The 17232-nt window shown below is 71.2% G+C and carries 14 protein-coding genes; 7 read left to right on the top strand and 7 right to left on the bottom strand.

From position 1 onward, the window contains the following. Positions 1-27: 27 nt before the first annotated feature. Both ABEA46_RS03310 and ABEA46_RS03305 read right to left on the bottom strand, forming a co-directional pair. On the bottom strand, positions 28-849 hold the full coding sequence (locus tag ABEA46_RS03310) for an alpha/beta fold hydrolase (RefSeq protein ID WP_345542929.1): 822 nt from the start codon (positions 847-849) through the stop codon (positions 28-30). Position 850: 1 nt separating this feature from the next. Continuing rightward, positions 851-2236, bottom strand: coding sequence for an FAD-binding oxidoreductase (locus ABEA46_RS03305; protein ID WP_345542928.1), 1386 nt, complete (start codon positions 2234-2236; stop codon positions 851-853). A gap of 110 nt (positions 2237-2346) precedes the next feature. On the opposite strand from ABEA46_RS03305, the gene ABEA46_RS03300 reads away from it, so the two are divergent. From ABEA46_RS03300 to ABEA46_RS03270, 7 genes are all read left to right on the top strand, one after another. Beyond that, complete coding sequence (locus ABEA46_RS03300; protein WP_345542927.1) at positions 2347-3585, top strand: ROK family transcriptional regulator; 1239 nt, start codon at positions 2347-2349, stop codon at positions 3583-3585. A gap of 9 nt (positions 3586-3594) precedes the next feature. Beyond that, entirely contained in the window at positions 3595-4722 is a 1128-nt protein-coding gene (locus tag ABEA46_RS03295; protein WP_345542926.1) for a sugar ABC transporter substrate-binding protein, read from the top strand. Positions 4723-4732: 10 nt separating this feature from the next. Next, positions 4733-5656, top strand: a complete 924-nt coding sequence (locus ABEA46_RS03290) for an ATP-binding cassette domain-containing protein (RefSeq protein ID WP_345542925.1) — start codon at positions 4733-4735, stop codon at positions 5654-5656. Beyond that, complete coding sequence (locus ABEA46_RS03285) at positions 5653-6900, top strand: sugar ABC transporter permease (protein WP_345542924.1); 1248 nt, start codon at positions 5653-5655, stop codon at positions 6898-6900. Before ABEA46_RS03290 ends, ABEA46_RS03285 begins: the two co-directional genes overlap by 4 nt. Positions 6901-7197: 297 nt before the next feature. After that, positions 7198-8277, top strand: coding sequence for a sugar ABC transporter substrate-binding protein (locus ABEA46_RS03280; RefSeq protein ID WP_345542923.1), 1080 nt, complete (start codon positions 7198-7200; stop codon positions 8275-8277). An 88-nt stretch (positions 8278-8365) separates the two neighbouring features. Further along, on the top strand, positions 8366-9205 hold the full coding sequence (locus tag ABEA46_RS03275; protein WP_345542922.1) for an ATP-binding cassette domain-containing protein: 840 nt from the start codon (positions 8366-8368) through the stop codon (positions 9203-9205). Continuing rightward, positions 9202-10473: a sugar ABC transporter permease gene (locus ABEA46_RS03270; protein WP_345542921.1), complete on the top strand. Its 1272-nt coding sequence runs from the start codon at positions 9202-9204 to the stop codon at positions 10471-10473. The genes ABEA46_RS03275 and ABEA46_RS03270 overlap by 4 nt, the downstream gene beginning before the upstream one ends. A gap of 66 nt (positions 10474-10539) precedes the next feature. On the opposite strand, the gene ABEA46_RS03265 is transcribed toward ABEA46_RS03270, so the two are convergent. The 5 genes from ABEA46_RS03265 to ABEA46_RS03245 all read right to left on the bottom strand — a co-directional run bounded on the left by ABEA46_RS03265 (position 10540) and on the right by ABEA46_RS03245 (position 17082). After that, a complete protein-coding gene (locus ABEA46_RS03265) occupies positions 10540-11235 on the bottom strand; it encodes an NAD-dependent deacylase (RefSeq protein WP_345542920.1) in 696 nt (231 codons plus the stop codon). 10 nt (positions 11236-11245) lie between these two features. After that, positions 11246-12787 carry an ATP-dependent DNA ligase gene (locus tag ABEA46_RS03260; protein WP_345542919.1) on the bottom strand — a complete coding sequence of 514 codons (1542 nt, stop codon included), beginning with the start codon at positions 12785-12787 and terminating at the stop codon, positions 11246-11248. 3 nt (positions 12788-12790) lie between these two features. Beyond that, on the bottom strand, positions 12791-13570 hold the full coding sequence (locus tag ABEA46_RS03255; RefSeq protein WP_345542918.1) for an LLM class flavin-dependent oxidoreductase: 780 nt from the start codon (positions 13568-13570) through the stop codon (positions 12791-12793). Further along, complete coding sequence (locus ABEA46_RS03250) at positions 13567-14463, bottom strand: LLM class flavin-dependent oxidoreductase (RefSeq protein WP_345542917.1); 897 nt, start codon at positions 14461-14463, stop codon at positions 13567-13569. The genes ABEA46_RS03255 and ABEA46_RS03250 overlap by 4 nt, the downstream gene beginning before the upstream one ends. A gap of 63 nt (positions 14464-14526) precedes the next feature. Beyond that, entirely contained in the window at positions 14527-17082 is a 2556-nt protein-coding gene (locus tag ABEA46_RS03245; protein WP_345542916.1) for an ATP-dependent Clp protease ATP-binding subunit, read from the bottom strand. Between the last annotated feature and the right edge of the window lie 150 nt (positions 17083-17232).

The following is a 17232-nucleotide window of genomic DNA, read 5'->3' as shown; positions in this document are numbered from 1 at the left end:
CGGGGTCGCCGACCGACAGGCCCCCGTCTACCGGCCGGACGCCGGCGCGGTCCGCGCGAGGAACTCGAGCAGTCCCGCGTTGAACGCCCGGGGCTGCTCGATGTTCGCCGCGTGTCCGTCGTGAGCGATCACGGCCGACTCGCCTCGCGCCGCGAGCGCCGCGGACGCCGCGGCGTGCGAGCTCGGCCAGAACTCGCTGTCGGCCCCGGCGACGAACAGCACCGGCAGCCCGGTGGCCGCGATGACGCCTCTCCAATCGGCGGTCGCGTGATCGTGCAGGAGCGAGAGCTCGCCGGCGGTGAGAGCCCGCTCAGCGCCCTTCATCGCCCGCAGCAGCCGGACGAGCCGCAATCCGCGGCGCACCAGCGGCGTGCCGCGGCCGGTGGCGGGGATGCCTTCGGCGAAGTACGTGTCGGCGTTCGAGGGTGTGTAGCCGTAGAACCCGTGCGGCCAGTCCTCGGTATTGAGCATCTTCGGCGTCTGGTCGACCGACACGACGGCCGCAGTGCGCTGCTCGCCCTCGGCATGCAGATACGACCAGATCGTGCTCGCCCCCATCGAGCCGCCGATGAGCACGACGTCACGAAGGTCCAGCGCGTCGAGGATGTCGCGCACATCGCGAGCCCGCCGCGCCATGTCGACGCCGCTCTCGGGCCGCTCCCCCGCTCCGTGCCCGCGTACGTCGACCGACAGCACACGGTACCCGGCACCAGCGAGCGCGGGCACCTGATACATCCAGCTGGTCGCTGCGGCCTTGAAGCCCGCGAGCAGCACGACCGGACGCCCGTTCGGATCACCGGCCGCCTCGTACTGCAGCCGGACACCGTCGTCAGCACGGATCGCGGGCATGTCAATCTCCGTTCGGGAAGGCCTTGCCGGGGTTGAGGATCCCGGCCGGATCGAGGGCGTGTTTGATCGCGTGATGCATGCGGCGCACGACAGGGCTCAGCTCTTCGGCAGCGCCGGGAAGCTTGAGCAGCCCCACGCCGTGCTCACCGGTCACCGTCCCGCCCAGCGCGCGGCAATCGTCGACGATGCGATCGAAGGCCCGCTTCGCACGCGACCGCGCGGCGTCGTCGCCTTCTGGAGCGATGATGAGCGGATGCAGGTTGCCGTCGCCCGCGTGGGCGATGTTGGCGATCACGACGTCAGCTTCGGCAGCCGTCGCCTCGATGCGTGCGAGCATCTCGGGTACGGCTCCTCGCGGGACGCAGACGTCCTCGGTGAGTACCGGCCCCAGTCGCTCCAACGCGGGGTATGCGAGGCGCCGGGCCGCGAACAGCCGGTCGATCTCGGCAGGATCGACCGCACGTTCGACGCGGCTGCCGCCGGCGCGACGGAACAGCCCCTCGATCTCGGCCGCCAGTTGCTCGCCGCGCGCGCCCGGCTCGTCGACCTTGGCCAGCAGCAGCGCCCCCGCCGCCTCGGGCAGCAGCCAGCCCTGCCACCGGGCGACGGCGTGCAGGCACGTGCGATCGATGAGTTCGAGCGCTGAGGGCACGATGCCGGCCGCGGTCACCGCGGACACGGCGCGCCCGGCGTCCGCGAGGGTGCCGAAGTAGCCGACGACGGCCCGCTCCTCGCGGCCGCCCAGCGGACGAAGCTTCACCGTCACGTCGACGATCACGCCGAGCGTCCCCTCGGAGCCGACGAAGAGCCCGGTCAGGTCGTACCCCGTCACGCCCTTCGCCGTCGTTCGCCCGAGTCGGGCAACGGTGCCGTCGGCGAGCACCACTGTCATGCCCAGTACGTAGTCGCGGGTCACTCCGTACTTCACGCAGCAGATGCCGCCCGCATTGGTCGCGACGTTCCCGCCGATGGTCGAGATCGCCTGGCTCGCCGGGTCCGGCGGATACCAGAGGCCCTGGGCGGCCACATGCTGCCGCAGATCGTCGTTGAGGACCCCGGCCTCCACCACGGCGTACCGCTCGGCGGTGTCGACCTTCAGGACGCGGTTCATCCGCTCGAGCGAGAGCACGATGCACCCCTCGATCGCGTTCGCCCCGCCCGACAGCCCGGTGCCGGCACCGCGCGGCACCACCGCGACGCCATGCGCGGCCGCCGCGGCGACAGTCGCGACGACGTCTTCGAGGGACGACGCGAAGACGGCCGCGGCAGGACGACCGAAGTCGGCCCATTCCGCGTCGTCGTGGCTGAGCTGATCGAGCGTCTCGCGCTCAGTCGTGACGGCATCCGGCGGCAGGACGGCGCGAAGCGCCTCGGCGATGGGGGGCATGGCCCTCCGATGCTATGCCCGGCGACAGCCTGCCCCCGAACCGCACGCTTCGCTTCCTGGTCCGCACAACACCCGGCCCCGGAAAACACCGGTCCGGTACAGTGTGACCCGTGGCACGCCGTAATGCCCCGCCGGGCTCGCAGACCTCGCTGCGCGAGGCCAATCGCGCGCGCGTCGTCGAGTCCCTCAAGCGCCACGGCCGCCTCACCCAGATCGAGCTGGCCGGCAGCACCGGCCTGTCCCCCGCGACGGTGTCGAACATCGTCAAAGAGCTGACCGCCTCGGGACTGCTGCACACGTCGTTCACCACGAGCAGCGGCCGCCGCGCGACCCTCGTGTCGCTCGCCCGCCGGCTCGGCCTCGTCGCCGGAGTGCACTACAGCTCGCGGCACCTGCACATCGCGATCGCCGACACGGCCCGCACGATCGTCACGCAGTCCTCGCTGCCGCTCCCCCTCGACCACCGCCACGACTCCGAGCTCGACAGGCTGGCGCTGCTGCTCGGCGACATGATGGAGTCCATCGGCGGGTCGCTCTCGGACCTGCTGGCGGTCGGCCTCGCTCTGCCCGCACCCATCGACCCGCGCACCGGGCGCGTGTCGACGCCGGGTCTGCTGCGCGGCTGGGAGGGCGTCGACGTCGCCGAGTCGCTGTCGATCCGCATCGGACGCCCCGTGTACGTCGACAGCGAAGCCAACCTCGGCGGGCTCGCCGAAGCGCGCGAGGGGAACGGCCGGGCGGCGGCATCCAGTGTCTTCATCCGCGTCGGCCACACGATCAGCGCCGGACTCGTCGTCGACGGCGACCTGTTCCGCGGGGTCAACGGCAAGGCCGGCCAGATCGGGCACGTGACGCTCGACGAGAACGGGCCGATCTGCCGCTGCAGCAACCGCGGGTGCCTGGAGACCTACGCGGGCGGACCGGCACTGCTGTCGCTGTTCCCGCCGAGTGAGGGCATGCACCGTCTGGGCGACCTGCTGCAGGCCGCCGAGGCCGGAGACGGCAGCGCACGGCGCGTCATCGCCGACGCCGGACGCCACATCGGCATCGCCGCGGCGAGCCTGTGCAATCTGTTCGACCCCGAGCTGATCGTCGTGGGCGGCGAGCTCGGCCAGGCCGGTGAGATCCTGATGGCGCCGATGCGGCACTCGCTGGAGCGCACCGCGCTGCCCTCGGCCGACGGGCTGCCCGAGATCGTCGGCGCCTCGTTCGGCGAATGGGCCGAGACCCGCGGCGCGATCGCGATCGCCCTCGACCACGTGACGGTGCTGGATGCCGGGGCCGGCCTCGACGGCATGTCGGGCACCGGCCCGTTGCCCGGCGCACCGACCCTGCCGATCACGGCTTAGGCTCTTCCGATGCCCCTCACGCGACTGCTCCGGCCGCGACGGCGCCCGGCGCCCTCGCGCGGTCTGCCCTCGCACCCTGGCCTGCGACGCGCCGTGGCGGCGGCATCCACGATCCTGCTCGGCGCGACCATGCTCGCGGCGTGCACCGCGACACCCTCGCCCAAGAGCACTCCCGACGACTCCACGATCGCGCTGCTGCTGCCCGACGCCAAGACCGCGCGCTACGAGACGTTCGACCGGCCGCTGTTCGAGGAGCGCGTCGACGAGCTCGGCGACTACAAGGTGCTCTACGCCAACGCGGATCAGGACGCCGCGAAGCAGCAGCAGCAGGCCGAGTCCGCGCTCACGGCGGGGGCCGGCGTGCTCGTGCTCGACCCCGTCGACGCGAACGCGGCAGTCAGCATCGTGACCTCGGCCAACACGCGCGGCGTGCCCGTGATCTCGTACGACCGGCTCATCGCGGGCGGCGACCTGGCGTATTACGTCTCGTTCGACAACGAGAAGGTCGGCGTGCTGCAGGCCACCGCGTTCGTCGAGGGCATGAAGGACCTCGCCGACGGCAGCGGCATCCTGATGGTCAACGGATCGCCCACCGACAGCAACGCCGCACTGTTCAAAGAGGGCGCCCACAGCATCATCGACGACAGCGGCCTGCACGTGCTCGCCGAGTACGACACCCCCGGCTGGAACCCCGAGAAGGCCCAGGAATGGGTGTCGGGGCAGATCGCACAGCATCGCGGCCAGATCGCCGGCGTGTACGCCGCCAACGACGCCACCGCGGGCGGGGCCGTCGCCGCGCTGCGGGTCGCGAACGTGAGCCCGTGGCCGATCGTCACCGGCCAGGACGCCGAGCTGTCGGCGATCCAGCGGCTGCTCACCGGCGACCAGTACATGACCGTGTACAAGGCGATCAAGCCGCAGGCGCGCCTCGCGGCCGAGGTCGCCGTCGCACTGCTGCACGGTGAGACCGTGACCGCGCCGCTGGAGATCCAGGGCACGCCGTCGACGCTGCTCGACCCCGTCGCGGTCACCGTCGACAACATCATGCAGACCGTCGTCGCCGACGGGTTCTGGACGGTCGATGACATCTGCACACCGGCGTACGCCGATGCGTGCGAGGCCGCGGGCATCGGGTAGGGTCCGGAGGATGTCGATGACGCACCCGCGGACGGGACGACCGCGCGAACGAGTGCTGACGATGCGCGGCATCGGCAAGCGCTTCGGCGCCGTCAAGGCGCTCACCGACGTCGACTTCTGGGTCAACGAGGGCGAGGTCGTCGCCCTCGTCGGCGACAACGGCGCCGGCAAGTCCACTCTCGTGAAGGTGCTCGCGGGCGTCCATCCGCCTGACGCCGGCACGATCGAGTTCGACGGCGAGCCGGTCGACATCGACTCCCCCGCCGACGCGCAGGACCTCGGGATCGAGACGATCTTCCAGGACCTCGCACTCTGCGACAACCTCGACGTCGTCGCCAACCTGTGGCTCGGCCGCGAGCTGCGCGACGGCGCGACGCTCGACGAGGTCGACATGGAGCGCCGCACCTGGACGCTGCTGCGCGAGCTGTCGGCCAAGATCCCCTCGGTCCGCGTGCCCGTCGCTTCGCTCTCGGGCGGGCAGCGCCAGACCGTCGCGATCGCGCGATCGCTGATCGGCGAGCCGAGGGTCGTGATCCTCGACGAGCCGACCGCCGCGCTCGGCGTCGCGCAGACCGCCGAGGTGCTGAACCTCATCGAACGGCTCCGCGAACGCGGCCACGGCGTGATCCTCATCAGCCACAACATGGCCGATGTGCTCGCCGTCGCCGACCGCGTCGTCGTGCTGCGGCTGGGCCGCAACAACGGCGTATACAACGTCGCCGACGTCACGAGCGAGACGCTGATCGCCGCCATCACCGGCGCGGTCGGACCGGTGCGCCCGGCCACCGACCGGCGGCCGCCGGTGCCGACCGCCGCCCCGGACCCCGTCGCCCCCGAGCTGGTCGCCCCGGTCGACGAGGACACCGGCGGGACTGTCATCCGGATGCCCCACGCCGGCTCCCGCCGGCACCCCCGCGAGAACGGACGCCGATGAGCTCGCGCGGCGACGAGCGGATCGCCGAGCAGACCGCCGATGAGCGGCGGCTCAGCAGCAGCGGCATCCGCACCCTGTTCGAGGGCTTCGTGGCGCGCATCCGCGGCGGCGACCTGGGTGCGCTGCCCGTGGTGCTCGGCATCGTCGTGATCTGGTCGGTCTTCCAGGCGCTCAACCCGGTGTTCCTCTCCAGCGAGAACCTCGTCAACCTCACGATGCAGTGCGCCGCGATCGGCACGATCGCGCTCGGGGTGGTGGTCGTGCTGCTGGTCGGCGAGATCGACCTCTCGGTCGGCTCCGTGTCGGGCCTGGCCGCTGCGGTCCTCGCCGTCACGTTCGTCCAGCTGCAGTGGAACCTCGTGGTGTCGATCATCGCGGCACTCGCGATCGGCTGCGCCGTCGGCCTCCTGTACGGCTATCTGTTCACGCGGTTCGGGCTGCCGAGCTTCGTCATCACGCTCGCCGGCCTGCTCGGCTTCCTCGGGCTGCAGCTGTGGGTGCTCGGCGAGACCGGTTCGATCGCCATCCCGTTCGACTCGTGGATCGTGCAGTTCGCGCAGCAGCTGTTCCTGCCGTCGTGGGCGGCGTACGCCCTGGCCGTGGCCTCCGTGGGTGCGTACGCGTGGTCGCGCGTGCGACACGCGCAGCGGCGGGCGGCCGCCAACCTCGTGAGTCAGAGCTACACCTCCATCGCGGTGCGCAGTGGCGCGCTGCTCGTGTTCCTGGTGGCCGCGATCTGGTACCTCGACCTCGACCGCGGGGTCGGCGTGATGTTCCTGTTCTTCCTCGCCCTCGTGGTGGTCATGAACTTCCTGCTCACTCGCACACGGTGGGGCCGGTCCGTCTATGCCGTAGGCGGCTCCGTCGAGGCGGCGCGGCGCGCCGGCATCCGCGTCGATCGGATCTACCTGTCGGTGTTCGCGCTGTGCTCGACGCTCGCGGCCGTGGGCGGCATCCTGGCCGCCGCGCGACTGGCGTCGGCCAATCAGAGCTCGGGCACCGGCGACGTCAACCTCAACGCGATCGCGGCGGCGGTGATCGGCGGCACGAGCCTGTTCGGCGGCCGCGGATCGGCGTTCTCGGCGCTCGTCGGCATCGTGGTGATCCAGTCCATCTCGTCGGGTCTGACCCTGCTCAACCTCGACTCGTCGGTGCAGTTCATGGTCACCGGCGTGGTGCTCGTGCTCGCCGTCATCGTCGACTCGCTGTCACGCCGCACCCGCGCCGCGACCGGTCGCGCCTGAATCCCGCGACGCACCGCTGCCTTCATTTGACGAACACGGGTGATGGCGGCATCCACTGACCTTCTCCTCTTGCTGCGCAGAACTTCGTGAATTGATGCCATTGACTGGGCAATCTGCACGGTAAGCGCTCTCTCTTTGAGACCGCTCTCAGCGCACACGCCGACGTTCCACGTGCGTTGCCAAAGCGTTACGTTCAAGACTTGACGATAAGAATCCCCATCGTCGATGATCGCTTTCAGCGATGAACACTCAGGACCGAACCTGGGCCTCGCTCGCTTCAATGACGAAAGGCGAAAGATGAAGAAGTCTTCATTCCTGGCTGCGGCCGCCCTCGCCGGCGCCGCCGCTATGGTGCTGGCTGGCTGTTCCAGCAGCAGCAACGACGGCGGTACGGACACCAGCACCGGCGATGCCGGCGCCGAAGGCCGCGCGTGCGTCATCCTTCCCGACTCGGCTTCGTCGAACCGCTGGGAAGACTTCGACCGCAAGTACCTGGAGTCGGGCCTGACCGACGCCGGCTTCGAGGTCGACATCCAGAACGCGCAGGGTGACACCTCGAAGTACTCGACGATCGCCGACCAGCAGCTCACCAAGGGCTGCGGCGTCATGCTCCTCGTCGACTACCAGGGTGCCGCCGAGGGCGTCGCCAAGAAGGCCAAGGCCGAGGGCATCCCCGTGATCGCCTACGACCGCCCCTTCACCGGCGCCGACTACTACGTGTCGTTCGACAACAACCAGGTCGGTCAGCTCGAGGGGCAGACGGTCGTCGACGGTCTGAAGGCCGCCGGCAAGGACCCGGCGACCGCGATCGTCATCTACATGGGCGGCGACCCGACCGACGGCAACGCCAAGATGTTCCACGACGGTGCCGTCGAGGTCATGGAGGCAGCAGGCATCAAGCCGGCCGCCGAGCCCGCCGGTGTCTGGGACCAGGCCAAGTCCGCGACCAACTTCGAGCAGGCCCTCACCGCCACCGGCGGCAAGGTCGACGGTGTGTGGTCGGCCAACGACGCCAACGCGGCCGGTGTCATCTCGATCCTGCAGAAGAACAACCTGACCGGCGTCGCGGTGTCGGGCCAGGACGCGCAGGTCGGCGCGCTGCAGTACATCCTGCTCGGCTGGCAGACGGCGACCGTCTACAAGCCGGTCAAGGACGAGGCGACCGCCGCGGTCGACACTGCCGTGTCGCTGCTGAAGGGCGACAAGCCGTCCGCCGACGCGAAGCTCGACGACGGCACGCCCTACATCCAGGTCACGCCGATCCTCGTCGGACCCGACAAGGTCAAGGACGTCGTCGCCGCAGGTGACGCGTCGTACGACGATGTCTGCACCGCCGACGTCAAGGCCGCCTGCGACCAGTACGGCGTCACCAAGTAAGCACCGCATCGCTGCGAGGGCGTCGCGTCGACAGGCGCGGCGCCCTCCGCAGCGCGACGGTTCCGCCGAGTCCCGCAAGGAAGCGAGCATGTCAGACACCATCACCCCACCCCTCCCCGATGCCCTCGCGGGCACCGGCGCCGAGCCGATCATCAAGCTCGTCGGCGTCAAGAAGTCGTTCGGGCCCGTCAGCGTCTTGAAGGGCGTGGACCTTCTGGTCCGCCCCGGCAAGGTGACGGCCCTCGTCGGCGACAACGGCGCCGGCAAGTCCACGCTGATCAAGGGCCTCGCCGGCGTGCAGCCCTACGACGAGGGCGAGGTCCTGATCGACGGCGTCCATCGAGACCTGCACGCGCCGCGCGACGCGTCGGGCCTGGGCATCGAGGTCGTCTATCAGGACCTTGCGCTGTGCGACAACCTCGACATCGTGCAGAACATGTTCCTCGGGCGCGAAGAGATGTCGGCCGGCACGTTCGACGAGGGCCGCATGGAGAAGGAGGCGTCCGACACGCTCCGCTCCCTGTCGGTGCGGACGGTCAAGTCCGTCCGCCAAAAGGTCTCGAGCCTTTCGGGCGGGCAGCGCCAGACCGTCGCGATCGCACGCGCCGTGCTCAAGAAGGCGCGCGTGGTGATCCTCGACGAGCCGACCGCCGCCCTCGGCGTGGCTCAGACCGAGCAGGTGCTGAACCTCGTGAAGCGGCTCTCCGAGCAGGGCGTCGCCGTCGTCCTCATCAGTCACAACCTCGCCGACGTCTTCGAGGTCGCCGACGACATCGCGGTGCTGTATCTCGGCCAGATGGTCGCCCAGATCGCGACGGCCGACACGACGCGCGACGACGTGGTCGGCTACATCACCGGAACGAAGACCCTCGGCAACGTCCAGATCGTGGGCACCGAGACCATCCGCACCGAGGGAGGCTCACAGTGAGCAGCGCAACGACACGCACCGAAGCCGCGCCCGACCCCGTCGCCGGAGACCTCATCGGCAGCGGTGTCGAGGGCGGGCTCGGCGACCAGATCCGCGCCTGGTGGCAGCGCGTGCGCGGCGGCGAGATGGGCGCCCTGCCCGCCGTCGGCGGGCTCGTCGTCCTCGGCGGACTCTTCACGGCGCTGAGCCCCTACTTCCTCACCGAGCGCAACTTCGCCAATCTTCTCAACCAGGCCGCGCCGCTCGTGATGCTCGGCATGGCCCTGGTCTTCGTCCTGCTGCTCGGCGAGATCGACCTGTCCGCGGGCGTCACCGGCGGTGTCGCGATGGCGGTCTTCGTCGTCCTGAACTCGCAGTTCCACGTGCCGTGGCCGTTGGCGCTGCTGATCGGGTTCGGCGTCGGCTTCGCCACCGGCGCGCTCATCGGCTTCTTCGTCGCCCGCGTCGGCATCCCGTCGTTCGTGGTGACGTTGGGCCTCTTCCTCGGATACCAGGGCCTGACGCTGCTGATCATCGGCGACGGCGGCCTGTACCGCATCGAGGTGCCCGAGCTCATCGCGCTGCAGAACGGCAACCTGCCGGTGTGGGGCGGGTGGGTGATGCTGGTGATCATGCTGGCGATCTCGGCTGCCACCTCGTTCTGGGACCGGGCCCGGCGCACCCGCGCCGGCGTCCCCAACCGTGCGCTCGCGCTCGTGTGGATCAAGCTCGGCGTCATCGCCGTGCTCGGCGGCGTCGTGGTCTTCGTCCTCAACGAGAACCGCGGATCGGCGCTGCACGCCGTTCAAGGCGTCCCGATCATCGTCCCGGTCACGCTCGTCATCCTGTGGCTCGGCACGTTCCTGCTCGATCGCACGAAGTTCGGTCGCTACGTCTACGCCATCGGCGGCAACGCCGAGGCGGCACGCCGCTCGGGCGTCAAGGTGCGCTGGATCAAGTGGTGGGCCTTCGTCCTCTGCTCGATGCTCGCGGTGGCCGCCGCCCTGTTCACGGTGAGCCGCATCCAGTCGGTCGACGCGACAGTCGGGCGCGACATCGTGCTCTCCGGCGTTGCGGCGGCCGTCGTCGGCGGCGTCAGCCTGTTCGGCGGACGCGGTCGACTCGTCCACGCTGCGATCGGCGCGCTGGTGATCGCCGTGATCACCAACGGCCTCGGGCTGCTCTCGCTGCCGTCGGGGATCAACCTGCTCGTCACCGGCGGCGTGCTGATCCTCGCCGCCTCCGTCGACGCGCTCTCCCGGGTGCGCTCGGGCGGGCTGCGCATGTAGCGGACGGCGCGTCGCCGAAGAGCGCCGGGTGGATGCCTCCACCCGGCGCTCTTCGTCTGTCCGCCGTCACGCGCGCAGCGCGAGCACCTCGTCCACCCACGCGGGCACGAGGTCGCCGGCGCGGCCTGCCCGCGCATCGTCGAACGGCACGGCGGGGTCGCTCGGCTCGAGGTTGAGCTCCACGGTCCACGCGCCGAACGCCGCGGCGAGGGCGACGTAGCCGGCCGCCGGGTAGACCTCTCCAGACGTGCCGATCGACACGAAGACGTCGCTCGCGACCACCGCCTGCTCGATGCGGTCCAGGCCGTACGGCATCTCGCCGAACCACACGACGTCGGGGCGCAGCATCCGCTCTCCGCATTCCGGGCACGCAGGCCGGTCGATCAGGTCGGCGTCCCAGACCGGCCGCGCATCGCATGCCAGACAGCGGGCGCGACGCAGTTCGCCGTGCATGTGCACGAGGTTGCGACTGCCGGCGCGGTCATGCAGATCGTCGACGTTCTGCGTCACGACGAGCAGATCGTCCCCGATCGCGCCTTCCAGGCGTGCGAGCGCGCGGTGCGCCGCATTCGGGACGACGCTCCCCAGCGCCCGGCGCCGCGCGTCGTAGAACGCCAGCACGGCATCGGGGTCTGCGGCGTACCCTTCGGGCGTCGCGACGTCTTCGACGCGGTGCCCCTCCCACAGCCCGTCGGGGCCGCGGAACGTGGGCACCCCGCTCTCGGCCGAGATGCCGGCGCCGGTGAGCACGACGATGCGCATGACGGACCGCTCAGCCGCGCAGCAGCGCACGCAGCGTCTGGATCGTGTCGGCCTCGTCGGCGCGCTTGTCGGGCCGGTACCCCTTGACCCGGGCGAACCGCAGGGCGATGCCGCCGGGGTAGCGGCTCGAACGCTGCACGCCGTCGATCGCGATCTCGACGACCGTCACCGGCCGCACGTGCAGAGCGTAGGCCGAGCGGCGCGTCTCGATGGTCGGGAAGTGCTCGGTCTGCCAGCGCAGGGTCGCGTCGGTGAGGCCCTTGAACGTCTTTCCGACCATGACGAAGCCGCCGGGCTCGCCGAACTCGCCCATCGGATCGAGCGCGCCGAGGTGCAGATTCGACAGCAACCCGGTGCGCCGGCCGGAGCCGGGTTCGACGGCCAGCACCACCAGGTCGTAGGTGAGCACGGGCTTGACCTTGAGCCAGCTCTTACCGCGTCGCCCTGCCGCATACGGCGCGTCGAGCGCCTTCACCATGACGCCCTCGTGCCCGGCCGCGAGCGCATCGCGCGAGAAGGCCTCCGCCTGCGCAACGTCGTCGGTGACGATTCCGGGCATCCGTGCGGCGCCGGCGACGCGGGCGAGCGCTTCGAGTCTCGTCGACAGCGGCTCGTCGATGAGGTCGCGGCCGTCGAGATGCAGGATGTCGAAGAACCACGGTCGCAGCAGGGCCGCGACCTCGGACTCGGAGCCGAACCGCGCCATCGTGTCCTGGAACGGGCGCGGCGCGCCGTCCTCGTCGAGGGTGAGGGTCTCGCCGTCGAGGATCACCCGCTCTGCCGGCAGCTGCCGTGCAGCCTCGACGATCTCGGGCACGCGGTGCGTGATGTCGGCAAGGCTGCGGGTGTAGACGTGAACCTCGTCGCCGTCGCGGTGCACCTGGATGCGTGCGCCGTCGAGTTTGAACTCGATGGATGCCGCACCTCGGGCCTGCGGCCCGCCGATCGTCGCGAGGGCGTCGGCCACGCTCGACGCGGTCGATGCGAGCATCGGCATGACAGGGCGCCCCACCTGCAGGCCGACGGCGCCGAGCTCGGCGGCGGTGCCGGTGAGCGCCAGCCGGGCCGTCTCTCCGACGTCGCCCGAGAGCATGGCCGCGCGGCGCACCGACGGCGCGGCCCGGTCCGCGGCCTGCGCGACAGCGTCGAGGAGCACGCCCTCCAGCGCCCCGGTGCGCAGCTCGCCGAGCATGATCCGGGTGAGCAGGTCCCACTCCCCCGAGGTGGCCCGACCCGCGAGCCCCTTCAGCTCGGCGGCGCGGGCGGACGCCGACCCGGGTCCCTCGGCCGCGGCCAGACGATCGAGCGCCGCGTCGACGTCGAGGACCGTGAGACCGGGTTCGGCCGCGTGCGCGACGTCGAGGCTCGTGACGCTCCGCCAGCCGACCCCGAGACGCCCCTGCCGCGGCGACGCCAGCAGGAACCCCACCGCCGGGCCGATCTCGTCAGGCTCGAGCCGGCGCAGCAGCTCGGCAAGCGCCGCGACCTTGGCCAGGCGCGACGACGTCGCGGCGACGGCATCCGTCACCGTCACGAGCTCCGCGAGCAGCATGGGTCACCCCGCAGTCATCGCGTCGGCGGCAGACGCCGTGAACGCCAGATAGTCGGCGGGGTCGTCACCCGAGACGATCGCCCGCAGCACGACTTCGTCGGCCGCTTCGCGGTAGGCGGCGAGTTCGGCGGCGAAGCCCTGCGGGCGCAGCACGGTGTCGGCCGCGGCGATGCCGAGGCGGGCGAAGTTGGCCGCGTACGACGGATACCCCGCGTAGCGCGCGGCCTCGTTCTGCAGCCGGTCCAGGGCGGCCGGATCCGTCGCCGCCCGCACGTAGAGGGCGGCTCGGGCCGCGGGCGAGACCTCGTGCGCGGCGTCCGTCTGCGCACGCGCGGCCTCCGGCGTCAGCCAGCTGAGCAGGACGCCGTCGGATGCCCCGGCCCCGAGCCGCCGCATCTTGGGGCCCAGCGCACCCACGACCACGCTCGCATCGGATCCGGCGCGCAGGGCGGCGGCGGCATCCCTCACCCGCGCCAGTGCGCCGACCGCGCCGCCGGAGCCGGACCCGATGCCCAGCACGAGCCGATCCACCGGCAGACCCAGCGCATCCACGCGAGCCACGATCGACTCGGGTGTGCGCCGGTCGACCGGCAGCACACCGGTCGCGAGCACGAGTCGGTCGGTCACGGCGGCAGCCGCCGCGAGCACCTCGAACGCGTCGGCGCCGGGGGTGTCGTTGACCCAGAGCGCGTGGAACCCCGCACGCTCGGCCGCGGGTGCGAGCAGGGCGGCGACCTCGACGCCGGCAGCCGCGGCGATGCCGAGCGAGACGGGTGCGCTCATTCGACCGCCGCCACGAGACGGGCGACCTCGCCGGCCGCGTCGTAGAACTCGACGAGGTCGACCCGCGACGAGGGCTGCAGGATCACCTCGTCGATCCCCGCGGCGAAGTACGCACGTGCACCCTCGGCGACCTGCTCGGGCGTCCCCCACAGCGCCCGCGCACCGGGATCGGGATGGTCGTCGCCGACATCGGCCAGCGCGCGGGCCTCGGCGTCCGCGCCGAAGGTCGCGACGACGAACGCCACGGTGTCGTGCTCGTGGGCGCGCTGGTCCTGCGCCCCCGGACGCCCGGCATCCGCTCGGCCGGCCCGGATCGACGCGACCCGCTCGGCGAGCTCTTCGACGGTGTGCCGCGAGTCGAGCACCGAGCCGTCCGCCACCTCGCCGCTGAGCCGCACGGTCTTGGGCCCCTCGGCGGCGGCGTAGATCCGTGGGGCGACGGTCGGCGGATAGTCCAGGACGACATCGTCGAGCTTCACGTATCGCCCGTCGACGCTCACCCGCTCACCGGCAAGCAGGCCGCGCAGCGCCGGCACGTACTCTCGCATCAGGGTCAGCGGCGAGGCGACGCGCGCGCCCACCTGCCCCATCCACGGCAGCACGCCGTGCCCGACACCCGGCAGCAGGCGCCCGGGGAACAGCCGCTCCAGCGTCGCGATCTCCATCGCGGTCGCCGCGACGTTGCGCAGCGGCATGGGCGCGATGCCGATCCCGACCTTGAGATTCTCGGTCCACGCGAGCGCCGCGCCCACCGTGGCGAAGGACGACTGCTTGAAGCAGTCCTCCCACACCCACAGCTCGGGCACACCCGCCCGCTCGGCCGCGATCACGGCGTCGTGGAATTCGTCGGGGGTGTGCGTGTACGGGTTGAAGATCGCACCGATGCGGGTCATGGACCCACTCTGGCAGGAGCCGCCGACACTCGCGACGAGAACATCGCGGGTGTCGGCGGAGGCTCAGGCCGCGGCGGCGAACGGCGCGGCCGCGAGCACGGTCAGCGCGTCGGCTGCGGCATCCACCGTCACCGTCCCGCCGTCGCTGAGCGCACCCGTCACGAGCAGGTCGGCGATGCGGTCGTCGACCTCGCGCTGGATGAGCCGGCGCAGCGGCCGGGCGCCGTACTCGGGCTCGTACCCGTTCTCGGCGAGCCACGCCACGGCCTCGTCGGTCACGACCAGGCCGATGTCGCGCTTGGCGAGACGGGCGTCGGATGCCGCCAGCAGCAGTCGCACGATGCTCTGCAGCTGCGGTTTCTCGAGCTTGCGGAACAGCACGATCTCGTCGATGCGGTTGAGGAACTCGGGCCGCATCGCCTCGCGGAGCTTCGCGAACACGCGGTCGCGCAGGTCCTTCTCGGAGCCGAACCCGGTCGAGCCGCCGCCGTCTGCGAGGAAGCCGATGGCGCCGCCGCGCGAGGCGAGGAACTCCGAACCGAGGTTCGAGGTCATCACGACGACCGTGTTGCGGAAGTCGACCGTGCGGCCCTGGCCGTCGGTCAGCCGACCGTCGTCGAGCACCTGCAGCAGCAGGTTGAACACGTCGGGGTGCGCCTTCTCGATCTCGTCGAACAGCACGATCGAGTACGGGTTGCGCCGCACGCGCTCGGTGAGCTGCCCCGCCTCGTCGTATCCGACGTATCCGGGAGGGGCGCCGACCAGGCGCGACACGGTGTGCCGCTCGCCGAACTCGCTCATGTCGAAGCGGATCACGGCGCCCTCGTCGTCGAACAGGCTCGCGGCGAGGGCCTTGGCCAGCTCGGTCTTGCCGACGCCGGTGGGGCCGAGGAACAGGAACGAGCCCACGGGCCGACGGGCGTCGCCCATGCCGGTGCGGTTGCGGCGCACGGCCTTGGCGACCGCCGTGACCGCGTCGTCCTGCCCGATCACGCGGTCGTGCAGCTCGTCCTCGAGCGAGGCGAGACGCTCGCGCTCGGTCTCGGTGAGGCGGTTGACGGGGATGCCGGTGGCGCGGCTGATCACCGCGGCGATCTCGGGCTCGTCGACGATCGCGGCGGTCGTCGTGGCGGCGCCGGCAGCGGTGGCCCGCTCCAGGCGCCCCTGGACATCGGCGATCTGATCGCGGATCTGCGACGCCTCTTCGTAGTGCTCGGCCGAGACCGCGGCGTTCTTGTCGGCCTCGAGGGTCGCCAAGCGCTCCACGAGCGCGCTCACGTCCACCTTCGATCCGAGCCGCAGGCGCAGCCGCGCTCCGGCCTGGTCGATGAGGTCGATCGCCTTGTCGGGCAGCACGCGCTCGGTCAGGTAGCGGTCGCTCAGCTCGACGGCGGCGCGCAGCGCCTCGTCGGTGTACACGATGCCGTGGTGCTCCTCGTACGCGGACTTCAGGCCGCGCAGGATCAGCAGCGCATCCTCGATCGAGGGCTCGCCGACGCGCACCGGCTGGAAGCGCCGCTCCAGCGCCGGGTCCTTCTCGATGACGCGGTACTCCTTGAGAGTGGTCGCGCCGACCAGGTGCAGCTCGCCGCGCGCGAGGCGGGGCTTGAGGATGTTGCCGGCGTCCATGCCGCCGTCGCCCGCGCCGCCGGCGCCGACGACGGTGTGCACCTCGTCGATGAAGACGATGAGCTCGCCCTTGTGCGCCGAGATCTCGTCCATCGTCTTGGTGAGGCGCTCCTCGAAGTCGCCGCGGTAGCGCGTGCCCGCCAGCATCGCCGGCAGGTCCAGCGCGACGACCCGCTTGCCGAGCAACTGCTCGGGCACGGCGCCGTCGACGATCGCCTGGGCGAGCCCCTCGACGATCGCGGTCTTGCCGACGCCGGCCTCGCCCACCAGCACCGGGTTGTTCTTGGTGCGGCGGCTGAGGATCTCGATCGTCTGCTCGATCTCGTCGGCGCGCCCGATCACGGGGTCGAGCCCGCCCGCGACGGCGCGTGCGGTGAGGTCGGTGCCGTACATGTCGAGCATCGGAGAAGTGGATGCCGCGGCATCCGGCTCTGCGTCCGCCGACGACGCACCCGCCGGGGTGACGGTCTCGCGCACGCTCTGCGTGAGCGCCTCGGCGGTGACGCCGGCGCGCGCCAGCACTTGACCGGCGGGCGTGTCCTGCGCGAGCACGAGGGCGAAGAACAGGTGCTCGGGGTCGACGTAGGTGGACCCCGACGAACGGGCGACCTGGAACGAGTGGAACAGCGCGCGCTGCACCGACGGCGTGATGACGGCGCCGTCGACGTCGGCCGGGCGGGATGCCGCCGGCAGGCGCTCCTCGGTGGCGCGCACGATCGCGTCGGGGTCGGCGCCGATGCCGCGGATGGCCTCGCGCGCAGGCGCCTCGGCGGCGAGGATGCGCAGCACGTGCAGGGCGTCGAGCTCGCGCTGACCGCGGTCGAGCGCGTACTTGCCTGCGCGCTGCAGCAGCTCCTGCGTGCGTGCGCCGAGGAAGCGGCTGAGGTCGATCGAGCGCTCCTCGCGGGCGCGCTCGCCGGCGAGGTAACGCGCCAGGAAGTCGTCGAACGCGCTGCCGTCACCGGCCTGGGGAGTGAAGTCTTCGGGCATTCCATCTCCTGAAACTTGAGTGGATAGGCATCAAGTCTTGAACTTGACACAAGCGATGTCAAGTTCAACGAGAGGGATCCGCAGGTATTCCCCGGCGCGCGAAACAGTCCGACACCCGCGCGTGTCGGCGCCTCGGCGTAGCCTCGGGCG

Source organism: Microbacterium jejuense (assembly GCF_039544225.1).
In the GTDB taxonomy this organism is placed as follows: domain Bacteria; phylum Actinomycetota; class Actinomycetes; order Actinomycetales; family Microbacteriaceae; genus Microbacterium; species Microbacterium jejuense.
This window is presented reverse-complemented; position numbering and strand designations above follow the sequence as displayed.